The sequence below is a fragment of the uncultured Actinomyces sp. genome (assembly GCF_963542285.1).
In the GTDB taxonomy this organism is placed as follows: Bacteria; Actinomycetota; Actinomycetes; order Actinomycetales; family Actinomycetaceae; genus Pauljensenia.
Window position 1 is genome coordinate 63184 of the sequence record NZ_CAUTWQ010000007.1, and the last position, 20522, is coordinate 83705.

A 20522-nucleotide genomic window follows, 5' to 3' on the forward strand; every position below is an offset into this window, starting at 1 on the left:
TGCTTTCCCTCATTGCTCAAGGAGGAATGGGCGAGGTCTGGAAAGCACGAGATCGCGTCACCGGCCGCATTCTTGCTGCGAAGGTCTTGCGTCCCGAGTTATCCGGGCAGGAACTTTCGCTCTCCCGCTTGCGCATTGAAGCGCGTAACGCGATGAGCGTTGAGCATCCAAATATCGCAAATGTCTTGGATTCGGGCGAAGAAAACGGTCGCGGCTGGATCATTATGGAGCTGGTTGAAGGACGCCCTTTGACCGACTACCTGCGCGGTGGCCAATCTCTGGCTCCCGAATACCTCATGCCCATTCTTATGCAGATTGCGATGGCTTTGGGCGCGGCAGCTCAAGCAGGTGTCGTCCATCGCGATATCAAACCCGCAAACGTACTCATCCGAGCCGACGGCATGGTTAAGCTGACGGATTTTGGTATTTCTCGTACAGATTCGCAGATTGATCTGACCGCCGATGGCATGGTAATGGGAACCGCCCAGTATCTTCCCCCCGAGCAGGCAATGGGAGAGAAGGCCACTTCCCTGGGCGACCTTTACGCTCTTGGTGTCATTGCCTACGAGGCCGCGGCTGGAGTTCGTCCTTTCACCGGGAAGTCCCAGGTCGATATTGCCTTCGCCCACGTCAATGAACCGGTTCCCGCGCTTCCGGACACGGTTCCCGCCCCCCTTGCTCAAGTGATCTACCGCTTGTTGGCTAAAGATCCACAGCAACGTCCCGCATCAGGTTCTGCACTTGTTCGTGAACTGGTTGCGGCAGCCAGTGAGATGGGCGTTTCCCTTCAGGCACGTCCGCTCCCCGCTCCAACCGTTCCAGCTCCGCAGCACGGTGCTCCACCGGCTCCGGGTGAACCGGCAGTCGAAACTCGCGTCAACCCCGTGGCTCGACGCAGCGCGCCGATTCGCCACACACACCGTCGTTCCCTTCCCGAGGACATGCTTGAGCCCGTCGATCTTGATGCACAGGCAGCACAGCCTTCACTGGCAGCCCGCCCTGTGACGCCGACACGCACGCCCGAGGCCTCGCACAAGGATTCCCCATCGCACTCTTCCCTCTCCTCCCGCATCTCTGCGGCCTCGCGAAGGGAAGAGCAGGGTGACGGACCAGGGCGCAGGGCGCAAAGCCGCAGCACAGCTCCTGCGGTGCACACCCCCGCGTCCGAGGCCTCGGCACGCAAGGCTCCTACCAGCCCACAGCGTCCCAAACGGCCTGCTCAGACCACAAGAATCAACCCCGCGCTTTTCCGCTGGCATGCGATCACGGAAGAGAACGGAACAATCCTCACGAGCGCTCCCGCAAAGACTCGCTACAATCGTTCTGTTGTGGCGCCGGAGCCAAGCCGCAGTGAGCAAATCGGAAAATGGCTGGTCATCTTCCTGATCTCTCTCACAATTTTCTTAATCGCGGTTGCTACTATCCACAACAGATTAGGGTCGCTCCTGCACCGGACAAGTGCAGACGTCTCACTCAATCAGGAGGTTTCGACATGGCAGAATCCGCCCCTCGAGTTCTAGGGGGACGCTACGAGGTGCGCTCGCTCATCGGGCGCGGCGGGATGGCCGAAGTTCACCTCGGATTCGACAAGCGTCTGTCGCGAATCGTTGCAATTAAAACTCTCCGCACCGACTTGGCGATGGATTCCGTCTTCCAGGCGCGCTTCCGTCGTGAAGCCCAATCCGCGGCTTCACTCAATCATCCAAACATCGTTGCGGTCTACGACACCGGCGAAGAGCCCACCATCCTTCCCGACGGACGTCGAGTGTCAATTCCTTACATCGTCATGGAATACGTTGATGGGCGTCCGCTGAAGGACCTGCTCTCTGACGATGCGGGCCCCTTCCCTATTCCCGAGGTCGTCGACATTGTTGCCGGCGTTCTCTCTGCGCTGGAGTACTCGCATTCTGCTGGCCTGGTCCACCGCGACATCAAGCCCGGCAACGTCATGCTCACTTCCAAGGGCGAAGTTAAGGTCATGGACTTCGGCATTGCCCGCGCCATCGCCGATTCTCAGGCGACAATGACGCAGACGAACGCAGTCGTTGGCACCGCTCAGTACCTTTCCCCCGAGCAAGCTCAGGGTAAGCCGGTGGATGCGCGCTCGGATCTGTACTCAGCGGGCGTCCTACTCTTTGAGCTTCTCACTGGAAAGCCGCCATTTACCGGGGATTCTGCGGTAGCCGTCGCCTACCAGCACGTGCAGACTCTCCCGCCTCTGCCCTCCTCGATTGCGCCCGATGTTCCGCCAGAAATGGACCGCGTCGTCATGAAGGCTCTGGCTAAGAACCCCGATGATCGCTATTCTTCAGCGGCTGCAATGAAGGCTGACCTTCTGCGCGCAGCTCATGGCTCTCATGTGAACGCGCCCGAAACCGCGGTGTGGACGACTCAGGCGACGCAGACGCTTCCCGCTGTTGCCGCGCCTCCCGCATTCCCCGCAGCCTCCTCACCTTCCGAGGCCCAAGAAACCCAAATCCGACCTCGAGGGGCCACGGCAACTGCGGTTCGTCGAAATGATGAGGAGCAAGAGGACAAGAAGAAGCGTCCTACGGCTCTGATCGCGGGAATCATCGGTGTTGTCTTGGTCGCGCTTATTGGTATCGCGTGGCTTTTCCTCACGCATACTCGCGCCGATTCGACGACAGAGGTACCCAACGTTGTTGGTCAGACCCAGGCCGAGGCGATGAAGACTATAACGGATGAGGGCTTCGAGTGGGCTGTTGCGAACGAGCAGGTTGCTTCTGACACCGTTCCTGCCGGTTCCGTCGTGTCAACCGATCCTCAGGCCGGAACCGCTGCAAAGCCCGGTTCCCGCGTGACTGCAACGATTTCTTCGGGTCCCGCCTCTATCACTCTGCCGGACAATCTTGTCGGTATGACCCCAACGCAGGCTCAGCAAACTGTTGAAGCTTTGGGCTTGAAGTGGACTCTATCCGACCAGAAGGAAGCGTCCGATTCGGTCGAAAGCGGCAAGATTGCGCGCGTCAGTCCTTCTGCAGGCTCGAAGGTTCGTGCAGGATCAACCATTACCGGTTACGTGTCCTCTGGCTCTGAAAAGGTGACGATTCCCGATGTCACTGGCATGAGCCAGGATCAGGCTCGTACCGCACTGACCCAGGTCGGCCTGTCGGTTGGAAACGTCAATACCGTCGATGAGGGCGGCGCCCAGCAGGGCCGTGTCGTCTCGACCTCTCCGGCTGTGGGTTCCGAGGCCAAGCGCGGCGATAGTATCGCCCTGAACATCGCTTCGGGTAACATCACCGTTCCCCAGAACCTGACGGGTGCAAACTACACCGAGGTCGCCTCCCAACTTGAGGCCTTGGGATTGCGCGTGACTGTCATCCAGATGCCCGACCGTAACGCAGCTGCTGGTGTTGTCACCGGCGTAACGCCCAGTGAAGGTTCTACGGTGCGACAGGGCAGCTCCATCACTCTCTACGTGTCACAGGGTGGGTCTTCGGCCTCCCCCAGCCCCTCCTCAAGCCACTAAGGCTCACGAGGCCCGCTTCAGACTGACATAGAGTCTGTTTGGGGTACCTCGCCCAAAGGGCAGAAAATCCGAACTGAATACACTGTGGGGGGCCGGCAATGCCGGCCCCCCACTCTATGCTCATTTTCGGTCAATCAGACCGCAGCGCCACCCAAGCCAAAGAAACGCTCTGCCCATGGGTAGACATAGGCAAAAAGTACGGCAACAGCGAAGGCAGCAATCACCAGACACAAGAAAACTCGGAACCACGTGGGTCCCGGAAGGTGGCGGAAAAACCATCCGTACATAGTGAATTCCTTCCTTACTCCACGGGCTCGTCAAGTAGTTCGGCGGGGACACCCGTACTCTTCGGAGTCCACGATTCCAACTTGAGATGAACAATAAAACGCTCAGAGTTGCCATACTCGGGGTTACAGGTCGTCATCGTCATCAGACGTTCAGTCGGCTGCTTCGAGAAGGTGAGATCACCGGGAACCGGAGCAATGACACGAATATTGGTTTCATCGCTAGCGGAAACGATCTCATTGGACTGGTAGGTGTAGACCAAATAGACGTTATCGGTCTCGACAACAACCTTGTCATTGTCCTTGAGCAGGTCAATGAAACGGAATGAATTACCGTATGAACGACGGTGTGCGGCAACCGAGAAGTTACCCACCTGGCCGGGCTGCGCGGTGTCCTTGTAATGGCCGGCCCAACCCTGATCAATCACGCTACCCGTCGTACCTTCACCCAAGGGGATTTTCATCCAATTCCATGAAGGCACATGGATCACTCCGTAGAGTTCATCGATTGCCGGGTTCAGGGTGAACTCCGGCGGATCGTCAGTATGACGCTCACCCAAGGTTCGGTTCGATGGGTGCTTGCTGGAGAAGTCCGCGACTGCTTGCGCGCGAGGGCCCTCTACCTTGTATGACGTCCAGTACAACTGCCAAACGGCAAATAACCCCAAAATGACGGCAATCGTAATGAGGAGCTCGCCGATGACCGAGAGGAAGGTGACGCGATAGCGACGGGGGGCAGCCGCTTCTTTCACGTGTTCACCCATTCTCTTTCACCACCTGTGCGTATCGAAGGGATAGATCTTGGTCTGATGCTGGAAATTCCAGTTTATCTGAAGTTTTCAACTCCCAGCCCAATCCGTAGCGTGCCACATAACGCTGATAATTGACGACCCGAGGGTTCGTTTCGACTGAATTTCGGAGCTGATTCACATTTCCGATCGCCGAAATCTTGTAGGGCGGAGAGAAGGATGTACCACCAACCAAAATAACATTTCCAATGCAGCGCACAACAGTTCGCGGGGCGATACGCACACCTTGGACGGTCATCGCCTCTGCGCCACCTTCCCACATTGCATTCATGACATCGTCAATATCCTGCTGGTGAATGACCAGATCGTTGGGGTTGACGTTATCCGGGATACTGTCTGTGGGCGCATCTGAAAGGGTCACCGTAATACCGGGACCCGAGACGGGAACTTTGGAAAGTTCACCAACGTTATCGCTGCTCTGCTGGCCAGCTGCCGGAACATGACCCGCAATCTGATCTTTCAGGCCACGCACCCCGTCTTGGAGGTCTTTCACTTCATTTTGACGGTGTGCGACAAGCCCAGCCAGATCAACAGCGGTTTGTGAACGGGTTTCCGAGTTTGAGCGCGCACTGGCGACAAAAAGCATTCCCGAGGCCATGGTGACGATGAGAACAGAGAGAGCCGAGCGCAGGGTACGACCCGTCGGGCGGGTGAGCGGTCGGCCGAAGAGTTTCACATCATCTCCTGTTGGCGAATAGGTATACCTCTAGTATCCCTTGTTTGAGGGCGCAGCGCCCAGTTGCTTTTGATGTTTGGCTCAGTCCCGCTAGGCTAGAGGGAGGCCGCCTGTCGCGGCGTTTCCCGGGGAGATCCCGACACTTGCCGCATGAAAGGAAAATCGTGGCTGAGCCGAAGAAGAGCGAAGAGCGCGAGGAAGAGAAGAAGGACGCACAGACCGAGGGGCGTTCCGAAAAGCGCGACGAGCGCCACGCGCACAAGGATGAGAAGAAGAAGAAGGACTCGAAGCGCGAGGAGCACGGCAAGCGTTCATCACGCAAGAAGCGCGATCACGAATCTCGCGTTGAGAAGCGCGCAAAGGCCGAGTCGGATAATGAGATCCGCGCGTGGACCGATGGTATTCCGCTTTCGCCTGTATGGTGGGCGCCCGTTTTTACGACCCTGATGATTGTCGGTCTGCTGTGGATTGTTGTCTTCTACATTTCCGGTGCCGCCTACCCGATTCCGAAGATCGGTCAGTGGAACTTGGCAGTCGGCGGCGGTATCGCCTTTGTCGGCTTCCTCATGACTATGCGTTGGCGCTGAGCTGTCGTCGAACGTGAATTCTCCTTTCTGATGAACTGAAATTCACGATTGAGTGTCAAGGGCTGGGACACCCTTACGGGTGTCCCAGCCCTTTGCTTTCACGCATCACAACATTGATCTACGCCAGATCATTGGTATCTATGATTTTCGGCGTCTTAGGGGCCTCAATCCATATCCATAGTAAAAAGTTATCCACAGGCAAATCCACAGCTGGGGATAAATATCATCGATGTAATTATCCAGCTTCGATTCCCAGATTTACTAATGAATTTAGTTCCATGAAGATTGGATTGAAACTTCAGACTTGCCGTATATCAACAAAAACTCACATTTTGCCTCAAAAACAACAAAATGATGCCCCGCAGCACACTTTTCAGCTTCGCGCAACGATTTCGCGCTGTATCCACACTTTATCCACAACATCCACAAGCAAAATGAGCAAGTCTCCATTTAGCTCCCAGCTTTCGCCAGAATGCGATAAGAAGCAGCCAAAACGAAGCCAGTGCACGGACATTCAGCGGGTCACTACACTCCCCGCATCACCTAGATGTGGGGCAATAACTCCACGCAGACTACGCGTGGAACTCGATACGTCGACCGGCCTCGTACATGCCCCCAAGACGCTGGCCACCCAAAGCGGGCTGGAAGGAAGCAATATCCGTCGTCGAGAAGGTCGTCAGCGAATTCATCCCGTACTCGGCAAGCAAAGTCGCAGCGGGAGCCGAAGGGCCAACAATAATCGTCTGCGCACCCCGGGAAAGCTGCAAAAGACGCGGCATTGTCTTATTCACAAAAGCGGAGCCCGTAATAAAGACGTAGTCACAGGTGGGAAGAACATATTCTGCGGCAGTGTCTGGCAAATCTCCGTCCAATACGTTGCGTTCGAAGATCAAGAGCTCAGATGCGGCGGAAAGGGCAGCGGCAGCGAAGGGGAAATGCCCAATAACAGCAACGCGCTTACCGGCAACCTCAGCCGACCAGGGGTCAAAAAGGTTCTGCCAGTTATTCACCTGGCAAGGAACAAAACCTGCGGCTTCTGCCCGCGAGGGAAGCGCATACCACGAATTCACAGCAGCCATCCCAAGGGCGGCCTCGGCGAAATTCCAACTCTTCGCAAAAGCTGCAACCTCACGCAGACTCATGCCGGAGGGATCGGCGGGAAGGCGGCGAGGGATCGACTCAACGGGCATATGGAAGGCCATTCCCGCACCGGCCTCGGAATTCTCAATGAAAGCCCACTTACCAAAACGCCCACTAGCCGTGACTTGCACGGTCGGGTCGATCTGGTCAATCAGCCGATCATAGATCTCCCACGGATTCCACAGGTCCAGCATTGAAACTCCCACTCAGATATTGAGAAGCACCATATAGGTGACAACAAGGATGACAAGCTCAAGAAGGAACATGCCTGCAATACCAAGATACAAACGGCGGCGTTGTTTCTTCGCTGTCATTCCGGAACGCGGCTTACCCAAGGCGAGCATCGCCCAGGTTGCGAGCATCCCGAAAAGCAAACCGCCAAGATGAGCCTGCCACGAGACCCCTGAAACGATGAAGCCGTACAGGAGGTTAACTGCAAGAAGGCCGGCAACTGCGCGCACGTCAATCCCGGCGGCCCGCTGCAGAACAAAAACCGAGCCAAAAAGGCCAAAAATCGCACCCGAGGCACCAACGGTCACCGTCGAGGCCGATGAGGGGTCAATCAGTACCCACCCCAAAACTCCAAGGGTTCCGCCAAGAGCGCTCAAAAGATAGAGACAGAAGTAGGGACCGCGTCCCAGTGCTGGCTCCAATGCGCGTCCAACTGCGTAGAGCGAAACCATATTGAAGGCAATGTGCATGAGATTCACATGCAAGAACGCCGTCGTCAGGATCCGCCACGGCTGATACAGGCCATGAATCGGTGTAAATCCCAGGTATTGGGTGATCACGCCCTTGGTGAGAATGTCACCTACCCAGAGAGCCACGCACACGGCAATGATCGCGTAGGTGACGACAGGGGTTTGTTGGCTCACCCGGACGTTCCCCCATTGACGAGGCCGGGTAGCGCGGGCACTTCCGAAGAGGTTGCCTCGGCCTCGGCCCGCGCAGTCCACACAGATTGAACGGACTTCCGTGGGCACAACACACTGGATGCACATGGGCCGATTGCAGCGCTTGCAGTAATCGACGCTGCGCACTCCGGGGTGGCGCGGGCACTCGGGTGCGGCGTAGGGATCAGAACGCTGACCATACAGAGGCTGAGACATATAAACCTTCCGGTTTGAGGTCACTCAGTGATATCGATCGATTCGATGACGATATCTTCGACGGGACGATCGTTACGACCGGTACGGGTTGTTGCGATCGCATCGACAACTCGCTTGGAGTCTTCGTCGATAACTTCACCGAAAATAGTGTGGTTTCCGTTGAGCCACGGGGTGGGCGCAACGGTGATGAAGAACTGAGAGCCGTTGGTTCCCTTGCCCATGCGCTTACCTGCGTTTGCCATGGCCAGAAGGTAGGGCTTGGAGAAGGTCAGATCCGGGTGGATCTCATCGTTGAACTGGTATCCCGGGCCGCCGGTTCCGGTACCAAGCGGGTCACCGCCCTGAATCATGAAGCCATCAATGACGCGGTGGAAAATCGTGCCATTGAAAAGGGGGCGCGAGGTGGGTTGACCATTGTTGGGGTCAATCCATTCGCGTTCGCCCTGTGCAAGTGAGGTGAAGTTTTTGACGGTGTTGGGGGCTTGCTCGGGGAAAAGCTCGAGCCGAATATCGCCCTTATTGGTGTGAATTGTTGCTTCCATACCTCCATGGTTCCAGATTCAGGCGAGATCGGCACGCTATTTTGCTCCGTATTCGCTTAATGAAGCTGCATCTAATGGTCAAAGAGTGCACAATAGAAGGGTCCATGCGTTCGCTCAACGGACGCGAATTTTTTACAGATTCGGAGACATCATGGCAAGGACCCCGAACATCGACACCGAAAAGCTCAAGGCACAGGGCCTGCAGCTCCGCGACGCAGCGGCTGTGCACGCGGGCCGTCTCGCCGTGCGAGCCGCCGATCTGGCAGAGCAGGGACTGGACTGGGCAGCTCCTCGCGCACAGGCCGCGCTCTCAAGCGCAATTGAGCGCGCGACTCCCCTTGTTGAGTCCGCAAGCGAACGTGCACAGTCTGTCGCCGACCGCGCTCAGCCCTTCCTTTCCGACATTCACGGCCACGTCGTGGAGGACTACCTGCCTCGCCTGAACAAGGCAGTGTCCGAGTCCGCCACTGCTTTTGCTGCTGAGGGCGATCTGGGCTCGCGCGCACGCGCCGCCCGTTCCGCATCGGCACAGGCACTGGCTACCCCGACCCGTAAGAAGAAGTGCTGCAAGAAGAAGGGTCGCCTGCTTCGCGCCCTCTGCTTCACCGCACTGACCGCTGCCGCCGCTGGTGCAGGCTACGTCCTGTGGAAGCGCAGCCAGCCGATCGAAGATCCGTGGGCCGAAGACTACTGGGCAGACCTCGAGGTCGAAGACTACAGCGCTGATCAGAACCAGGAAGCTTCTGCCGAGTAAGACAGAGCGCCTCTGAGAAGGCTTAATATTTTGGGGTCGCGATGCATTGCGTCGCGACCCCAAAACATTTGTCTCTCCAGATCTTCACCGGTGAAGATACTCGGCTAAAAATGCGCTAACCGGCGATGAAGAAGAGCCCCACGAATCCAAAGATTCCCAATGCCAAGGAACTCACATTCAGAACAATCGCCCACACGTTGAGCGTGCGCTGTGCCGCCGAGACCTGAACTGCACGACTCGGAATCGACAAGACCACGCCGAGGATATTCATCGGGCCGATGAGGCCAACCCACATGAACAAAATCAGGATCCACACCCAGCCGGCGCCTTCGGGATGTCCGCTCTTGATTGCGCTTTGGATGATCAGGTAGGGGAACAAAAACGAACAAATAACAAGAATCCAGCCGATAATGCCGAGGATCAACGGGAAACGCTTAAGTTTCGCTTCACCTTGCCCAAACGGGGTTCCGAAGTTTTGACCAGCGGGCTGCGGCATGCTCACGTTGTCCTCCTCGTGGATATTTCTTCCGAAGACTGAGACTATCGAAGGCTCTGGACCCTGTAAAGGTGACTACTCAAGGAAAGAGCTCAGCACGCGCACAACCCCGGCCTCGTTATTCGAAGGCGCAACAAAGCGAGCGGCGGCAAGGATATCGGGAGATGCATTTGCCATCGCAAAGGAAAACTCAGCGTGAGACATCATCCCAAGGTCGTTTCCCGCGTCTCCAAATACTGCGGTTTGTGCAGGTGAAACTCCAAGATATTTCTGCAGTTCGCTGAGCGCTTGGCCTTTATCAACTCCGCGCATCTGCAAATCTGCCCAGTTATCACCAGAGAGCGCGAATTGATGACTCTGCTTAAACGTTCCCAAAGTTCGTTCGGCCAAGGGCTTCACATCACCTGCGCTGCGCAGGGCAAGCTTGATGATCGCGTCATCCAATTCACCGTGTTCAATCTCATCAAGTACTTCAAGCAGGTCGTCAACAACCTGAGTTCGTGCGTAGTACGGAGAGATTGCATGCACGAACGGCGCATCACTGCGCTCGATATACGCTGATTTCTTCCCGCAAACGACAAGGCCTCCATCCCACTGCGCAGCTTCCATTTCCTGGGCCTTCCCATCTTGCGAATCGGGACGCGCAGCAAAGAAACCGCCCTGACGCACGTGATGACGGACCAACTCGACACACCGGCGCACCGTCCCTAGGTCAAGGGGACTTGAGGATATCTCTTCCCCATCACGCATCACGACCGCGCCATTTTCACCAATAAAAGTCATGCCCGCGCGCTCCGGGAACATATTGATCAGAGTCCAGATTTGTCGACCTGAGGCGGGAACAAAAGTGATGCCACGAGCCTCCATAGAATCGAGGAGCTGCTCCAGTCCGGCAGGGAAGTTTTTCTGATCATCCAACAAGGTCCCATCCATATCGACTGCTGCCAGACGAATATCAGCATCCGCGTATGTGGCGGGATCACTTGCCTGCAGCATTGACGCTTCGTGCATGTGTAGTACTTCCTCACGGCCGGAAATGACATCCTCAAGGGCCACCATTGAACAGAAAAAGACCTGCGACCAGACTAACAAGCGCGCCTTTCATGGACCTAATGCCGCCAACTCCTCAACCTCGTGAAGGCTCATCTGCTAGTTTGAACGGCATGACCCATGCGCAATTGCTCCTGCGAGCCTATGCTCGCGCAACAAATATGTTGATCGCCGGAAGGCGCTTCATCACCTCCGACGGAGAGCTCACCGCGCTCCTTGAGGCTTTCGGAGCCCAGGTCATTACCCCTGATTGTTCCGAGGACGCCCCCTCCACTCCCACCGGCCTCGACGTCATCTTCGACCTAGACGAGGGAGCATCTCCCCACCCGGGTGCAATTACCGTCGTAGCTCCCTCCGCTAACTTCGAAGGCGTCTACGCTCCCGACACTTCCCTAATTTCTGGCCCCGGGGACACCGGACGCATTTCATGGGCACGCATGCACATGCCCGTGACCGAGGCAGCGGTTCGCCGCATTGCCCACCTGCTCCCTGGTCGCCGGATTGGCCTCGCCCTGGTTTTGGAACCTAAGACCGCAGCGCTTGCTTTGATGCTTTCCGAGGCCGGAGCCGAAGTTTCCGTTTTTGGGCACGCAAGCGAAACTCGCGATGATGTTGCCGACGAACTGCGCCGGGAGGGACTGAAGGTTTTCGCCGACTCCCAGGCAAGCCCCGAGATGGAAGAAAAGCTCGCGCAAGAGTTTCTCGCTGAAAACAACGAGTATCTGTTGGATGACGGCTCTCATCTGATTCGCATGGCACACGATCCGGGTCGCGCTCCCACCGCACTTTCTTCCTTGCGTGGCGCTGCCGAGGAAACGACCTCGGGACTGCGCCCGCTGCGTCATTTCCCGCTGCGCGTCCCTGTGATTGCCAGCAATGACGCACGCTCAAAGACTCTTTTCGATAATGCCTACGGCACCGGCCAGTCATGCTGGACGACAGTCCTTGACATCATTGACCCCGATGGCCTCGGCGCTCCAATTCCTGGGATGAGGGTCGGAATCATTGGCTATGGAGATGTCGGAAAGGGGTGTGCGCGCTTTGCTCGCGCCTTGGGGGCCCGTGTCAGTGTCGTTGAGCTGGACCCCGTCCGCGCGCTCCAAGCACGCATGGATGGTTTCGCAGTCGCTGCCCTCGGCGAGGTTGCCTCCACGGCGGGGCTTTTGATGTCCGCCACGGGAGAGCCCTCGACCATCCCGCTCAGCGCGCTTGAGGCTCTCCCCAAAGACGCGATTGTCACTGTCGCAGGCGGTGTGATCGGTGAAGTTGAAGTCGAGCAGGCACTGACCGCGGGGTGGACTCTTACCGAGGCCGGTCCCGCACACATCCAGCACCTGAGTGATCCGAATGGAAAGTCCCTGCGTCTTTTAGAAAAGGGAGAAGGCATCAACTACACGGCCGGCGAAGGAAACCCGATCGAGATTATGGATATGAGTTTCGGGGTCCAAGTTGCGGCGCTCACTGAGCTGCTGCTTCACGGAGACGAACTTAATCCCGGTCTTCATAACCTCCCCATTCAAGCCGATAATGCGGTGGCTCAAGCTGCGCTTGATGCACTGAGCGGTGCAGGCAATGCACAATAGCTCTATGACTTCGACGCTTTCCCAGGATGACGCAGAGATCCTCAGCCCCCGCCCGCATTCCGACGTCGTCGAGGTCTACTCAGCTGGACTCGTCGTTCCAATCACCGCTCCATCCGTCTTGGACGGTGCTATTGCGGTTTCCGGCGGGAGAATCGAACACGTGGGATCTCGCGATTGGGTACTCCACGCACTTGAGCAAGCTGGACGTTCTTTCGTCGAGCACCACGTCGACGGGGTACTGATGCCCGGCCTCGTCAACGCGCACACCCACCTGCAGTACACGGGAATGGCGCAGGTCGGCGCAAGGCGTTACACGGGTTTCCCCTCGTGGGCGCAGGCTTTCGACGCGGTCTATGACCATACCGAATTCGATTGGAAGGCCGAGGCCGCGCGTGGCGCTCGCCTATCGATCCGTTACGGGACCACCAGTGCCGCCGACGTTGTTACCGATCCCGAGGCCGCGAGCGCGCTCCACGAACTCGGCTTGCACGGCGTCGCCTACTGGGAAGTCATGGGGTGGTCGAATGAGGATTGGGCGGCTCGCGGTCCTGCAAGCGTGAATGCTTCCTTGGATGCGATGCCCACTCCCCCACAGATCGGTATTTCCCCGCATGCACCGTATTCCTTGGATGCGGAACCGCTTTTGGATCTTCCCGACCTTGCGCGCAGGCGTAACCTCCGCCTGCACATTCACTTGGGTGAATCCCATTCCGAGGCCGAGTGGAAAGAAGGCCGAACCGCGCAATTGGACGATTTGTGGCGCAGCGGCGCCTCGACGTCCTTCACCGAGATGCGCTCTCTTGGCGGGGGCTTCTCGGCGACACAATTCGTTGACCAGCTGGGGGTTTTGGGTCCTGATTGCCATGTGGCACATGGCGTCTACATGACCGCGGATGACCGGCGTCGCCTGCGTTCTCGCAATACTGCTGTTGCTTTGTGTCCGCGCTCGAATCGCGTGATTGGCTTGGATGCTCCCCCTGTTGCCGCCTACCTGAATGAGGGCAATTTGCTGGCCGTGGGGACGGACTCTCTGTCGTCTTCTCCCAGCCTTGACGTCATGGAAGACGTTGCACTGCTCTATAAGATTGCGCGTGCTCAGGGATATTCGGAAAGCGATTTGGCTCGACGTCTGCTCCACACCGCAACTTTGGGCGGGGCTGTCGCCTTGGGGTTGTCGACGGGTTCCCAACGGGTGGGTCAGCTTCAGTCGGGCGCGGTCGCAGACATGGTGTTTTTCGATGTACCCGTCACGACGATTGTTGACACTATCGAGGAACTCGTCCAAACCGGTGCTTCTCGCCAGATTGCAACGATTATTGACGGAAACCTGCGCTGGGTTGATCCACGTTTCACCGACATCTTTGAGGGAAAAGTACAATGACTACTCTCACCCCGCTCGCTTCCATGCTCGTGACACAGCTTGACCTTGCGCCTCACCCCGAGGGCGGCCACTTCCGTCGCACCTGGACCGCACCCACGCATGTGGAAACCCCTCGCGGCAAGCGAGCCACGGCCTCGGCAATCCTCTTTGTGCTGGATCGCGACGAGGAGGCTGCCTGGCATCTGGTGCACTCCGATGAACTCTGGATCTGGTCGGGGCCGGGTTCCTTGGAGATTCATCTCGGCGGAGATGGCGAGGCTCCAAGTTCCGAGCCGCAGATCGTGATCTTAGGATCGCCGGATGCTGAGGGTGCAGATCTCTCACCTTCTGAGCCTTCGAACCCCGTGCAATTCCTCGTCCCCGCTGGTTCGTGGCAGCGGACTTTTGCTCGAGGCCAAGCGGCGCTGGCCACCTGTGTGGTGTCGCCTGAGTTCTCTTTCGAAGACTGGAAGCTTGCGGAAACCAACTCCTGAAGCTTTCCTAAGTATCGACAATGCTCATAGCAATGACGTAGCCTAAGTAAGCATTCCAGTAAGAACTGGGAGTACCACTAATGAAGGAGCCCATCGTGGATCTGGAAAACCTGAAGAAGCAGGCCGAAGAAGGCTTGGAAACCGCAAAGGACAAGGCCGAAGATCTCAAGGACAAGGTCGGAGAAGCTGTAGAGGCAGCAAAGGACAAGGCCGAGGACGTCGTTTCAGACATCAAAGACAAGCTTGGCAAGTGACCATTAGCGTCAAATGATCAGAGGGCAGATCCAATTGGATCTGCCCTCGGTTATTAGATCCATCATAGCGAGGATCCACGCAGACCATATCTCACATCTCAAGTTTGAGACTATCTCTTTCCATGAGCGCGTAGTTGCCCTTAGCCTTAGAGCGTGGGTGCTTTACCCATGGGTTGACAAGCACTCAAAACTGTTCTGTCCCACAATATCTTCATAGGGAGCACACGTGGTTCGTCCCAAGATCCGTTTCCGTAAATCCGCACTCGTCGCAATCGCAGCAACTGCCGTCATGGCGCTGGGTGCATGCGCGGGCGGAACCACTTCCAGCAGCACAACTTCCGCAACCGCCGATGCAAACGCAACCGGCGAAGCACTCCCCACCGTCACCAAGGGTAAGCTCACCATCGCCACCGGCGATCCGGCCTACAGCCCCTGGGTCCTCAACGACAACCCCGAATCCGGTGAAGGCTACGAGGCCGCAGTTGCCTACGCAGTCGCCGAAAAGCTGGGCTTCTCCAAGGATCAGGTCGTGTGGAAGCGCACCACCTTCGATTCGGCAATCGCTCCTGGCGCCAAGGACTGGGACTTCAACATCCAGCAGTTCTCCATTACCGATGCTCGCAAGCAGGCAGTGGACTTTTCCAGCCCCTACTACACGACCTCCGAGGCAGTTGTCGCCTTGAAGGGCACCCCCGCTGCCGAGGCCAAGAGCCTTGAAGACCTGAAGAAGCTGAAGTTCGGCGTTCAGACCGGCACGACTTCTCAGAACTACGTGATGAACAAGCTCAAGCCCAGCACCGATCCGCTGATCTTCAACGGTTCTGCTGACGTGGTCCAGGCCCTCAAGGGCGGCCAGGTTGACGCAATCGTCGTGGACCTGCCCACCGCATTCAACATCATCGCAACCCAGGTTGACAACGGCACCGTGGTTGGCCAGTTCACCGCGAACGAGGATGGCAACAACTTCGGTTTGCTGCTTCCTAAGGGAAGCGCCCTGACCCCCGCGGTCACCAAGGCAGTTGACACGCTGCGCGATAACGGCACCCTGGCTGAACTTCAGAAGAAGTGGCTGGCCGACGCCGCATCCGCTCCGATCTTCGAGCAGTGATTTTCTTCTCCGGCTTGGGATTCGTCCCAAGCCGGAGAATTTTCATCCCCCTTGTCCTTATTGCTTCATGCATTCGAAACCCACTCAGAGGACCCCGTGCTCACCAATTCCCACTCCGCAGACCCCATGGCTGAATTCCCAGTCTCTGAGGTCGAGCGCCAGCGCCGTCGTTACCGGCGCGCGCGCACCACTCGTTCACTCTTGATCTCCGCGATCTCCACTCTGGTCATCGCGGCACTCATCGTTGTCATCTTGGCCTCGTCTCCGGGATGGAAGACAACTCAACAAACCTTCTTCAACTGGGAATACGCGAAGAGCTCCTTCCCTGCAGTCCTCTCCGGCATGTGGCTCAACATCCGCATGCTGCTGGTTGCAGCAACTGGCGTTGCGATCTTTGCAACCCTCCTTGCTGCCGCACGTACCTTGGGTGGACCGGTATTCTTCCCAATCCGTTTCCTTGCTGCCGCATACACGGACATCTTCCGCGGCGTGCCCTTCATTGTGGTGCTGTACATCATCGGTTTCGGTATTCCTGCTTTGAATCCCAGCAGGCGTATCGATGTGACGCTCCTGGGGACCATCGCCCTGGTGATCACCTACACCTCCTACGTTTCCGAGGTGCTCCGTGCTGGCCTCGAATCCATACACCCCTCACAGCGCTACGCAGCGCGTTCTCTGGGTCTGACCCACGGACAAACCATGCGTCACATCATTGTGCCGCAGGCAGTTCGTAAGGTCACCCCGGCTTTGATGAACGACTTCATTTCCATGCAGAAAGACGTGGGCCTCATTTCTGTTCTGGGCGCAACTGACGCAATCCGCGCAGCACAGGTTCAGCAGGCAACGACCTACAACTTCACTTCCTACGTGGTTGCGGGCTTCCTCTTCATCGTCTTGTCTTTCCCCTTCATTCGTCTGTCCGATTGGTACACGGCACGACTACGTAAGCGCGAGCAGATGGGAGGTACCGTCTGATGAGCACGGAAACCATCACCCCTGACGAGAGCTTGGCAACCTCCGCGGAACACCCCGTCCTTTCTGTTCAGGGCGTCGTCAAGCGCTTCGGTTCCAACATTGTTTTGCGCCGCCTAGACCTTGACGTTCACCGTCACGAGGTCGTTGTACTTTTGGGAGCATCAGGTTCGGGTAAGTCGACCCTCCTTCGCTGCGCAAATCTACTCGAGCGCGTCGACGATGGCCAAATTTTCCTCTCCGGAATGGACATCACCGACCCCAGCATCAACGCAGACAAGGTTCGCGCGCAGATCGGGGTCGTATTCCAGCACTACAATCTGTTCCCGCACATGTCAGTGATTGATAACGTGACACTGGCTGCACGCAAGGTCCACGGATGGGCACCTGAACGCGCAACAAAGCGCGGAATGGAATTGCTGGAACGTATTGGTCTTGTTCAAAAAGCCGAGGAATACCCCGACCGACTGTCGGGTGGCCAGCAGCAACGCGTCGCTATTGTTCGCGCACTTGCAACCAATCCCGAGCTTCTTCTGCTTGATGAAATCACTTCGGCATTGGACCCCATGCTGGTCGGCGAAGTTCTCGACTTGGTTCGCGAGGTCAAAGACAGCGGTTCAACGATCCTTATGGCAACCCATGAAATCGGTTTCGCGCGTCAGGTTGCAGACCGCGTGGTGTTCCTGGAACGCGGAAAGATCGTTGAACAGGGTACCCCTCAGGAAGTCATCGACAATCCGAAGATGCCTCAGACTCAGGAATTCCTGGCTCGCGTCTTCCACTGAGCCCCTCATCGCACTGTGTCCCTCTGTCCCTCTTGTGGACGGTTCCAAAGCCGTTCACAAGAGGGACATTGTTTAAGCCCTCAGTTTCTCCCAGCCTCGACATCAGCCCAGAAGGCAGCAAGAACATCCGCCAACGCAGCCGGATTTTCTAATTGAGCGCTGTGTTTCGCATCTGAAATCACCTCATAGCGCGCACCCAATAACGCGGCTTCTTCACGATGCATCTGCTCTGGCCAAACCGTATCCCCTACGCCGCGAGTGATCAAGACAGGAAGCCCACTTTGACGGAGGGGAAGCGAGACATCTGGATAACGAGCCAAAATGAAGGCCGCACCCATGAGAGAGTCCTCACTGGTAACTATCGCGCGTTCAGCAATCAGCTCTTCCCTAGGATCTTCACTCAAGAACTGCGAGATATACCAAGCTGAAAGCCTCTTCCCTGTTGTCGAAGACAGCAAACGCTGACGCAGGGGTGTCCAGCGCATCGATTCAGGCGGTCGAGGACCTGTAGAAAACAGTGTCACGGAACGGAATAGTTCAGGTGCAACCACAGCAGCTTGCCTGGCAATCACACCGCCAAATGAGTGTCCCAGCAGGTGAATTGGCCGCTCGCTTGCGCCCATCGCGCGCGCAACCTCAATCAGGTCACCGACAAAGTCAGCCAATCGGTAATTCTCAACGCCTTTGGGTGCAGCAGAATCCGCTTGACCTCGCTGTGAATATGCAAGCGCCGCGCGACCGCGCTCGGCCAAATACGGCAGGAAGGGAGTGAAATCCTCTTTTGAACCGGTAAAACCTGGCACGAGGAGCGCAGGGGTGGACCCAGCCACGGCCTCGTCAGTCACTACCGCGGTCAAGACACCACCAGCGCTGGGAATCCCCAGGCAACGCAAACCCTCGGGAAGATGTCCCCCAAAAGGCTCGCAATGAACTTCTCCACGTATCTGCATACATTTCCCCTTACAGTCGAGGCCGGCAGAACACTCCACCGGCCTCCATCTGCTCTCACATGCTCACGCACGTGAGAATTTCACTCGAGCTCAAAAGCTCCCGTGTACAGCTGGTAGTACACACCCTTTTGAGCAATCAGTTCGTCGTGACTTCCACGTTCGATAATACGGCCGTGATCCAGAACCATAATGGCGTCGGAGTTACGGACCGTTGACAGACGGTGTGCAATAACGAAGACCGTACGCCCCTCCATGAGGTTATCCATGCCATTCTGGACCAGCGACTCGGTACGCGTATCGATCGAGGAAGTCGCCTCGTCCAGAATCATCGCCGGCGGATCGGCAACCGCTGCACGCGCAATAGACAGCAACTGCGCCTGCCCCTGCGAGAGGTTTGAGCCATTGCCGCTGAGCTCGGTCTGGTAGCCATCGGGAAGGCGCTCAATGAAGGAATGAGCATTCGCAAGCTTTGCTGCTGCAATACATTCCTCATCGGTCGCGTCCAGTCGCCCAAAGCGGATGTTATCCATGACGGTACCGGTAAAGAGCTTGACATCCTGAAGCACGACGCCCAGTGAGCGACGCAGATCGGGCTTGTGAATCTTCCTGATATTGATGCCATCAAAGCGGATCTTGCCGTCATCGATATCGTAGAAACGATTGATCAGGTTAGTGATGGTCGTCTTGCCCGCGCCAGTTGCACCAACAAACGCAATCTTTTGTCCAGGCTTTGCCCACAGGGAGATGTCGTGAAGAACCGTCTTTTTCCCATCGTAGGAGAAGTCGACATTTTCCATGACCAGCTCGCCGCGCAGACGCGTGTAGGTGACGGTTCCGTCGCTGTGGGGGTGACGCCATGCCCATACACCTGTACGTTCCTCGGTGGGATGGACATCGCCGTTCTCATCGACGCGCGCGCGCACTAGGGTCACGTAACCCTCGTCTTCTTCGCTCTCTTGCTCCATCAAAGCGAAGACTCGGGAAGCACCCGCAAGACCTAGGGCGATCATCGGGACCTGCATCGAGGCCTGTCCCAGCGTCTGTGTAAAGTTACGAACCATCCCCAGGAAGGAGACAACGACGCCGACAGTGATTGCGCCCATACCCGCGAAGCCGAAATTCGGGGTCTGAAGCTCAACCATGATGCCGCCGATCAGGGCAACGGCAACATAAAGGATATTTCCGATATTGCCCAAGGTTGGCATGAGCATATTGCCGTACTGATTCGCGCGTTCTGAATCGTTGAACAACTGGTGGTTGTAGCCCAGGAAATCATGCTTAACAGCATCTTCGTGATTGAAGACTTTAATGACCTTTTGGCCATCCATCATCTCTTCGATGTAGCCCTCTTCTTCAGCCAGCGAGCGTTGCTGCGCAACCATGAACTTCGCTGAACCGCCACCCATTTTCTTTGTCACAGCAAACATCGTGACAGTCGCCGCCGCAACAAGAAGAGTGAGCCACAGCGAGTAGCTGAGCATAGTGATTGTCAACACAAGAATAGTAAGTGCGGACTGGATCAGGGTCGGGATCGATTGGCCAATAAGCTGACGAATCGCGTCCGTATCGTTTGTGTAGGTCGACATGATCGCACCGTGAGGGTGCGTATCGAAGAACTTCAGCGGAAGTGTCTCCATGCGATCAAACATGTCATCACGCATCTTCTTGAGCGTGCCCTGAGTGACGATTGCCATCAGTCGCGTGTAGATGAAAGCGCACAGAACACCCGAGCCAAAGATGATACCCATGATCACAACCAGTCGCACCAATTGCGACATAACGGCTGGCAGTCCTTGGCTCATACCGGGAATAATCACGGTATCAACGATCTGCTGGAGGAAGATCGCCCCAACTGCAGAAGCGATACCCGAAATCACAATACAGATGCCGACAACACTCAGGTGGATCTTGTAGTTTGCCCACAGATAGGTCATCAGCCTTCCGAAAGGACGCGGCACTCCATCAAGCTTGTTGGGGTCTTTCATTCCCGAGGCGGCGCCCTCTTTTTGTTTTTGACTTTCCTCGCGCGCTTTCTCAGCTTGATCCTGCGGAAGCACCTCTAGTGATGCGGGAGCG

General features: G+C 56.8%; 20 protein-coding genes and 1 pseudogene. 11 read left to right on the top strand and 10 right to left on the bottom strand.

Going from position 1 to position 20522, the window contains the following annotated elements:
* Positions 1-26 precede the first annotated feature (26 nt).
* Together RW023_RS04600 and pknB are read left to right on the top strand one after the other, a co-directional pair.
* Positions 27-1520 (top strand): protein kinase domain-containing protein, encoded by a 1494-nt coding sequence (locus RW023_RS04600; protein ID WP_399499360.1) that lies wholly within the window; start codon positions 27-29, stop codon positions 1518-1520.
* Positions 1493-3493, top strand: coding sequence for a Stk1 family PASTA domain-containing Ser/Thr kinase (gene pknB / locus RW023_RS04605; protein WP_315580089.1), 2001 nt, complete (start codon positions 1493-1495; stop codon positions 3491-3493). The genes RW023_RS04600 and pknB overlap by 28 nt, the downstream gene beginning before the upstream one ends.
* A 134-nt stretch (positions 3494-3627) precedes the next feature.
* Here the strand turns inward: pknB and RW023_RS04610 are convergent, their stop codons facing one another.
* The 3 genes from RW023_RS04610 to RW023_RS04620 are packed head-to-tail and all read right to left on the bottom strand — an operon-like array spanning position 3628 to position 5262.
* On the bottom strand, positions 3628-3780 hold the full coding sequence (locus tag RW023_RS04610) for a hypothetical protein (protein ID WP_009408018.1): 153 nt from the start codon (positions 3778-3780) through the stop codon (positions 3628-3630).
* 14 nt (positions 3781-3794) lie between these two features.
* Positions 3795-4541 carry a class E sortase gene (locus RW023_RS04615; RefSeq protein WP_315580090.1) on the bottom strand — a complete coding sequence of 249 codons (747 nt, stop codon included), beginning with the start codon at positions 4539-4541 and terminating at the stop codon, positions 3795-3797.
* Positions 4534-5262, bottom strand: coding sequence for a DUF881 domain-containing protein (locus RW023_RS04620; protein WP_315580091.1), 729 nt, complete (start codon positions 5260-5262; stop codon positions 4534-4536). Before RW023_RS04620 ends, RW023_RS04615 begins: the two co-directional genes overlap by 8 nt.
* A gap of 317 nt (positions 5263-5579) precedes the next feature.
* On the opposite strand from RW023_RS04620, the pseudogene RW023_RS08400 reads away from it, so the two are divergent.
* A pseudogene (locus RW023_RS08400) lies at positions 5580-5849 on the top strand (cell division protein CrgA); the annotation flags it as partial.
* Between the two features lie 572 nt (positions 5850-6421).
* Here RW023_RS08400 and RW023_RS04630 read toward each other — a convergent pair.
* The 3 genes from RW023_RS04630 to RW023_RS04640 are packed head-to-tail and all read right to left on the bottom strand — an operon-like array spanning position 6422 to position 8640.
* Positions 6422-7183 carry a Rossmann-like domain-containing protein gene (locus RW023_RS04630; RefSeq protein WP_315580093.1) on the bottom strand — a complete coding sequence of 254 codons (762 nt, stop codon included), beginning with the start codon at positions 7181-7183 and terminating at the stop codon, positions 6422-6424.
* 12 nt (positions 7184-7195) lie between these two features.
* Complete coding sequence (locus tag RW023_RS04635) at positions 7196-8098, bottom strand: rhomboid family intramembrane serine protease (RefSeq protein ID WP_315580094.1); 903 nt, start codon at positions 8096-8098, stop codon at positions 7196-7198.
* Between the two features lie 20 nt (positions 8099-8118).
* Complete coding sequence (locus RW023_RS04640) at positions 8119-8640, bottom strand: peptidylprolyl isomerase (protein WP_315580095.1); 522 nt, start codon at positions 8638-8640, stop codon at positions 8119-8121.
* 151 nt (positions 8641-8791) lie between these two features.
* Here RW023_RS04640 and RW023_RS04645 point away from each other — a divergent pair, with 151 nt between their 5' ends.
* On the top strand, positions 8792-9394 hold the full coding sequence (locus tag RW023_RS04645; RefSeq protein ID WP_315580096.1) for a hypothetical protein: 603 nt from the start codon (positions 8792-8794) through the stop codon (positions 9392-9394).
* A gap of 115 nt (positions 9395-9509) precedes the next feature.
* Here the strand turns inward: RW023_RS04645 and RW023_RS04650 are convergent, their stop codons facing one another.
* Both RW023_RS04650 and RW023_RS04655 read right to left on the bottom strand, forming a co-directional pair.
* Positions 9510-9890: a hypothetical protein gene (locus tag RW023_RS04650; protein WP_315580112.1), complete on the bottom strand. Its 381-nt coding sequence runs from the start codon at positions 9888-9890 to the stop codon at positions 9510-9512.
* 75 nt (positions 9891-9965) lie between these two features.
* Positions 9966-10901 (bottom strand): Cof-type HAD-IIB family hydrolase, encoded by a 936-nt coding sequence (locus RW023_RS04655; protein WP_315580097.1) that lies wholly within the window; start codon positions 10899-10901, stop codon positions 9966-9968.
* Positions 10902-11002: 101 nt separating this feature from the next.
* Here RW023_RS04655 and RW023_RS04660 point away from each other — a divergent pair, with 101 nt between their 5' ends.
* The 7 genes from RW023_RS04660 to RW023_RS04690 all read left to right on the top strand — a co-directional run bounded on the left by RW023_RS04660 (position 11003) and on the right by RW023_RS04690 (position 17496).
* The gene (locus RW023_RS04660; protein ID WP_315580098.1) at positions 11003-12523 is read left to right on the top strand and encodes an adenosylhomocysteinase; all 1521 of its coding nucleotides are present in this window, start codon (positions 11003-11005) and stop codon (positions 12521-12523) included.
* Positions 12524-12527: 4 nt separating this feature from the next.
* On the top strand, positions 12528-13904 hold the full coding sequence (locus RW023_RS04665; RefSeq protein WP_315580113.1) for an amidohydrolase family protein: 1377 nt from the start codon (positions 12528-12530) through the stop codon (positions 13902-13904).
* Positions 13901-14377: a cupin domain-containing protein gene (locus RW023_RS04670; protein WP_315580099.1), complete on the top strand. Its 477-nt coding sequence runs from the start codon at positions 13901-13903 to the stop codon at positions 14375-14377. The genes RW023_RS04665 and RW023_RS04670 overlap by 4 nt, the downstream gene beginning before the upstream one ends.
* A 95-nt stretch (positions 14378-14472) precedes the next feature.
* The gene (locus RW023_RS04675; protein ID WP_315580100.1) at positions 14473-14631 is read left to right on the top strand and encodes a hypothetical protein; all 159 of its coding nucleotides are present in this window, start codon (positions 14473-14475) and stop codon (positions 14629-14631) included.
* A gap of 226 nt (positions 14632-14857) precedes the next feature.
* Positions 14858-15739, top strand: coding sequence for an ABC transporter substrate-binding protein (locus RW023_RS04680; protein ID WP_315580101.1), 882 nt, complete (start codon positions 14858-14860; stop codon positions 15737-15739).
* 126 nt (positions 15740-15865) lie between these two features.
* On the top strand, positions 15866-16714 hold the full coding sequence (locus RW023_RS04685) for an amino acid ABC transporter permease (protein ID WP_315580114.1): 849 nt from the start codon (positions 15866-15868) through the stop codon (positions 16712-16714).
* A complete protein-coding gene (locus tag RW023_RS04690) occupies positions 16714-17496 on the top strand; it encodes an amino acid ABC transporter ATP-binding protein (RefSeq protein ID WP_315580102.1) in 783 nt (260 codons plus the stop codon). The genes RW023_RS04685 and RW023_RS04690 overlap by 1 nt, the downstream gene beginning before the upstream one ends.
* 80 nt (positions 17497-17576) lie before the next feature.
* On the opposite strand, the gene RW023_RS04695 is transcribed toward RW023_RS04690, so the two are convergent.
* A complete protein-coding gene (locus RW023_RS04695; protein WP_315580103.1) occupies positions 17577-18446 on the bottom strand; it encodes an alpha/beta hydrolase in 870 nt (289 codons plus the stop codon).
* A gap of 80 nt (positions 18447-18526) precedes the next feature.
* A complete protein-coding gene (locus RW023_RS04700) occupies positions 18527-20431 on the bottom strand; it encodes an ABC transporter ATP-binding protein (RefSeq protein ID WP_315580115.1) in 1905 nt (634 codons plus the stop codon).
* Between the last annotated feature and the right edge of the window lie 91 nt (positions 20432-20522).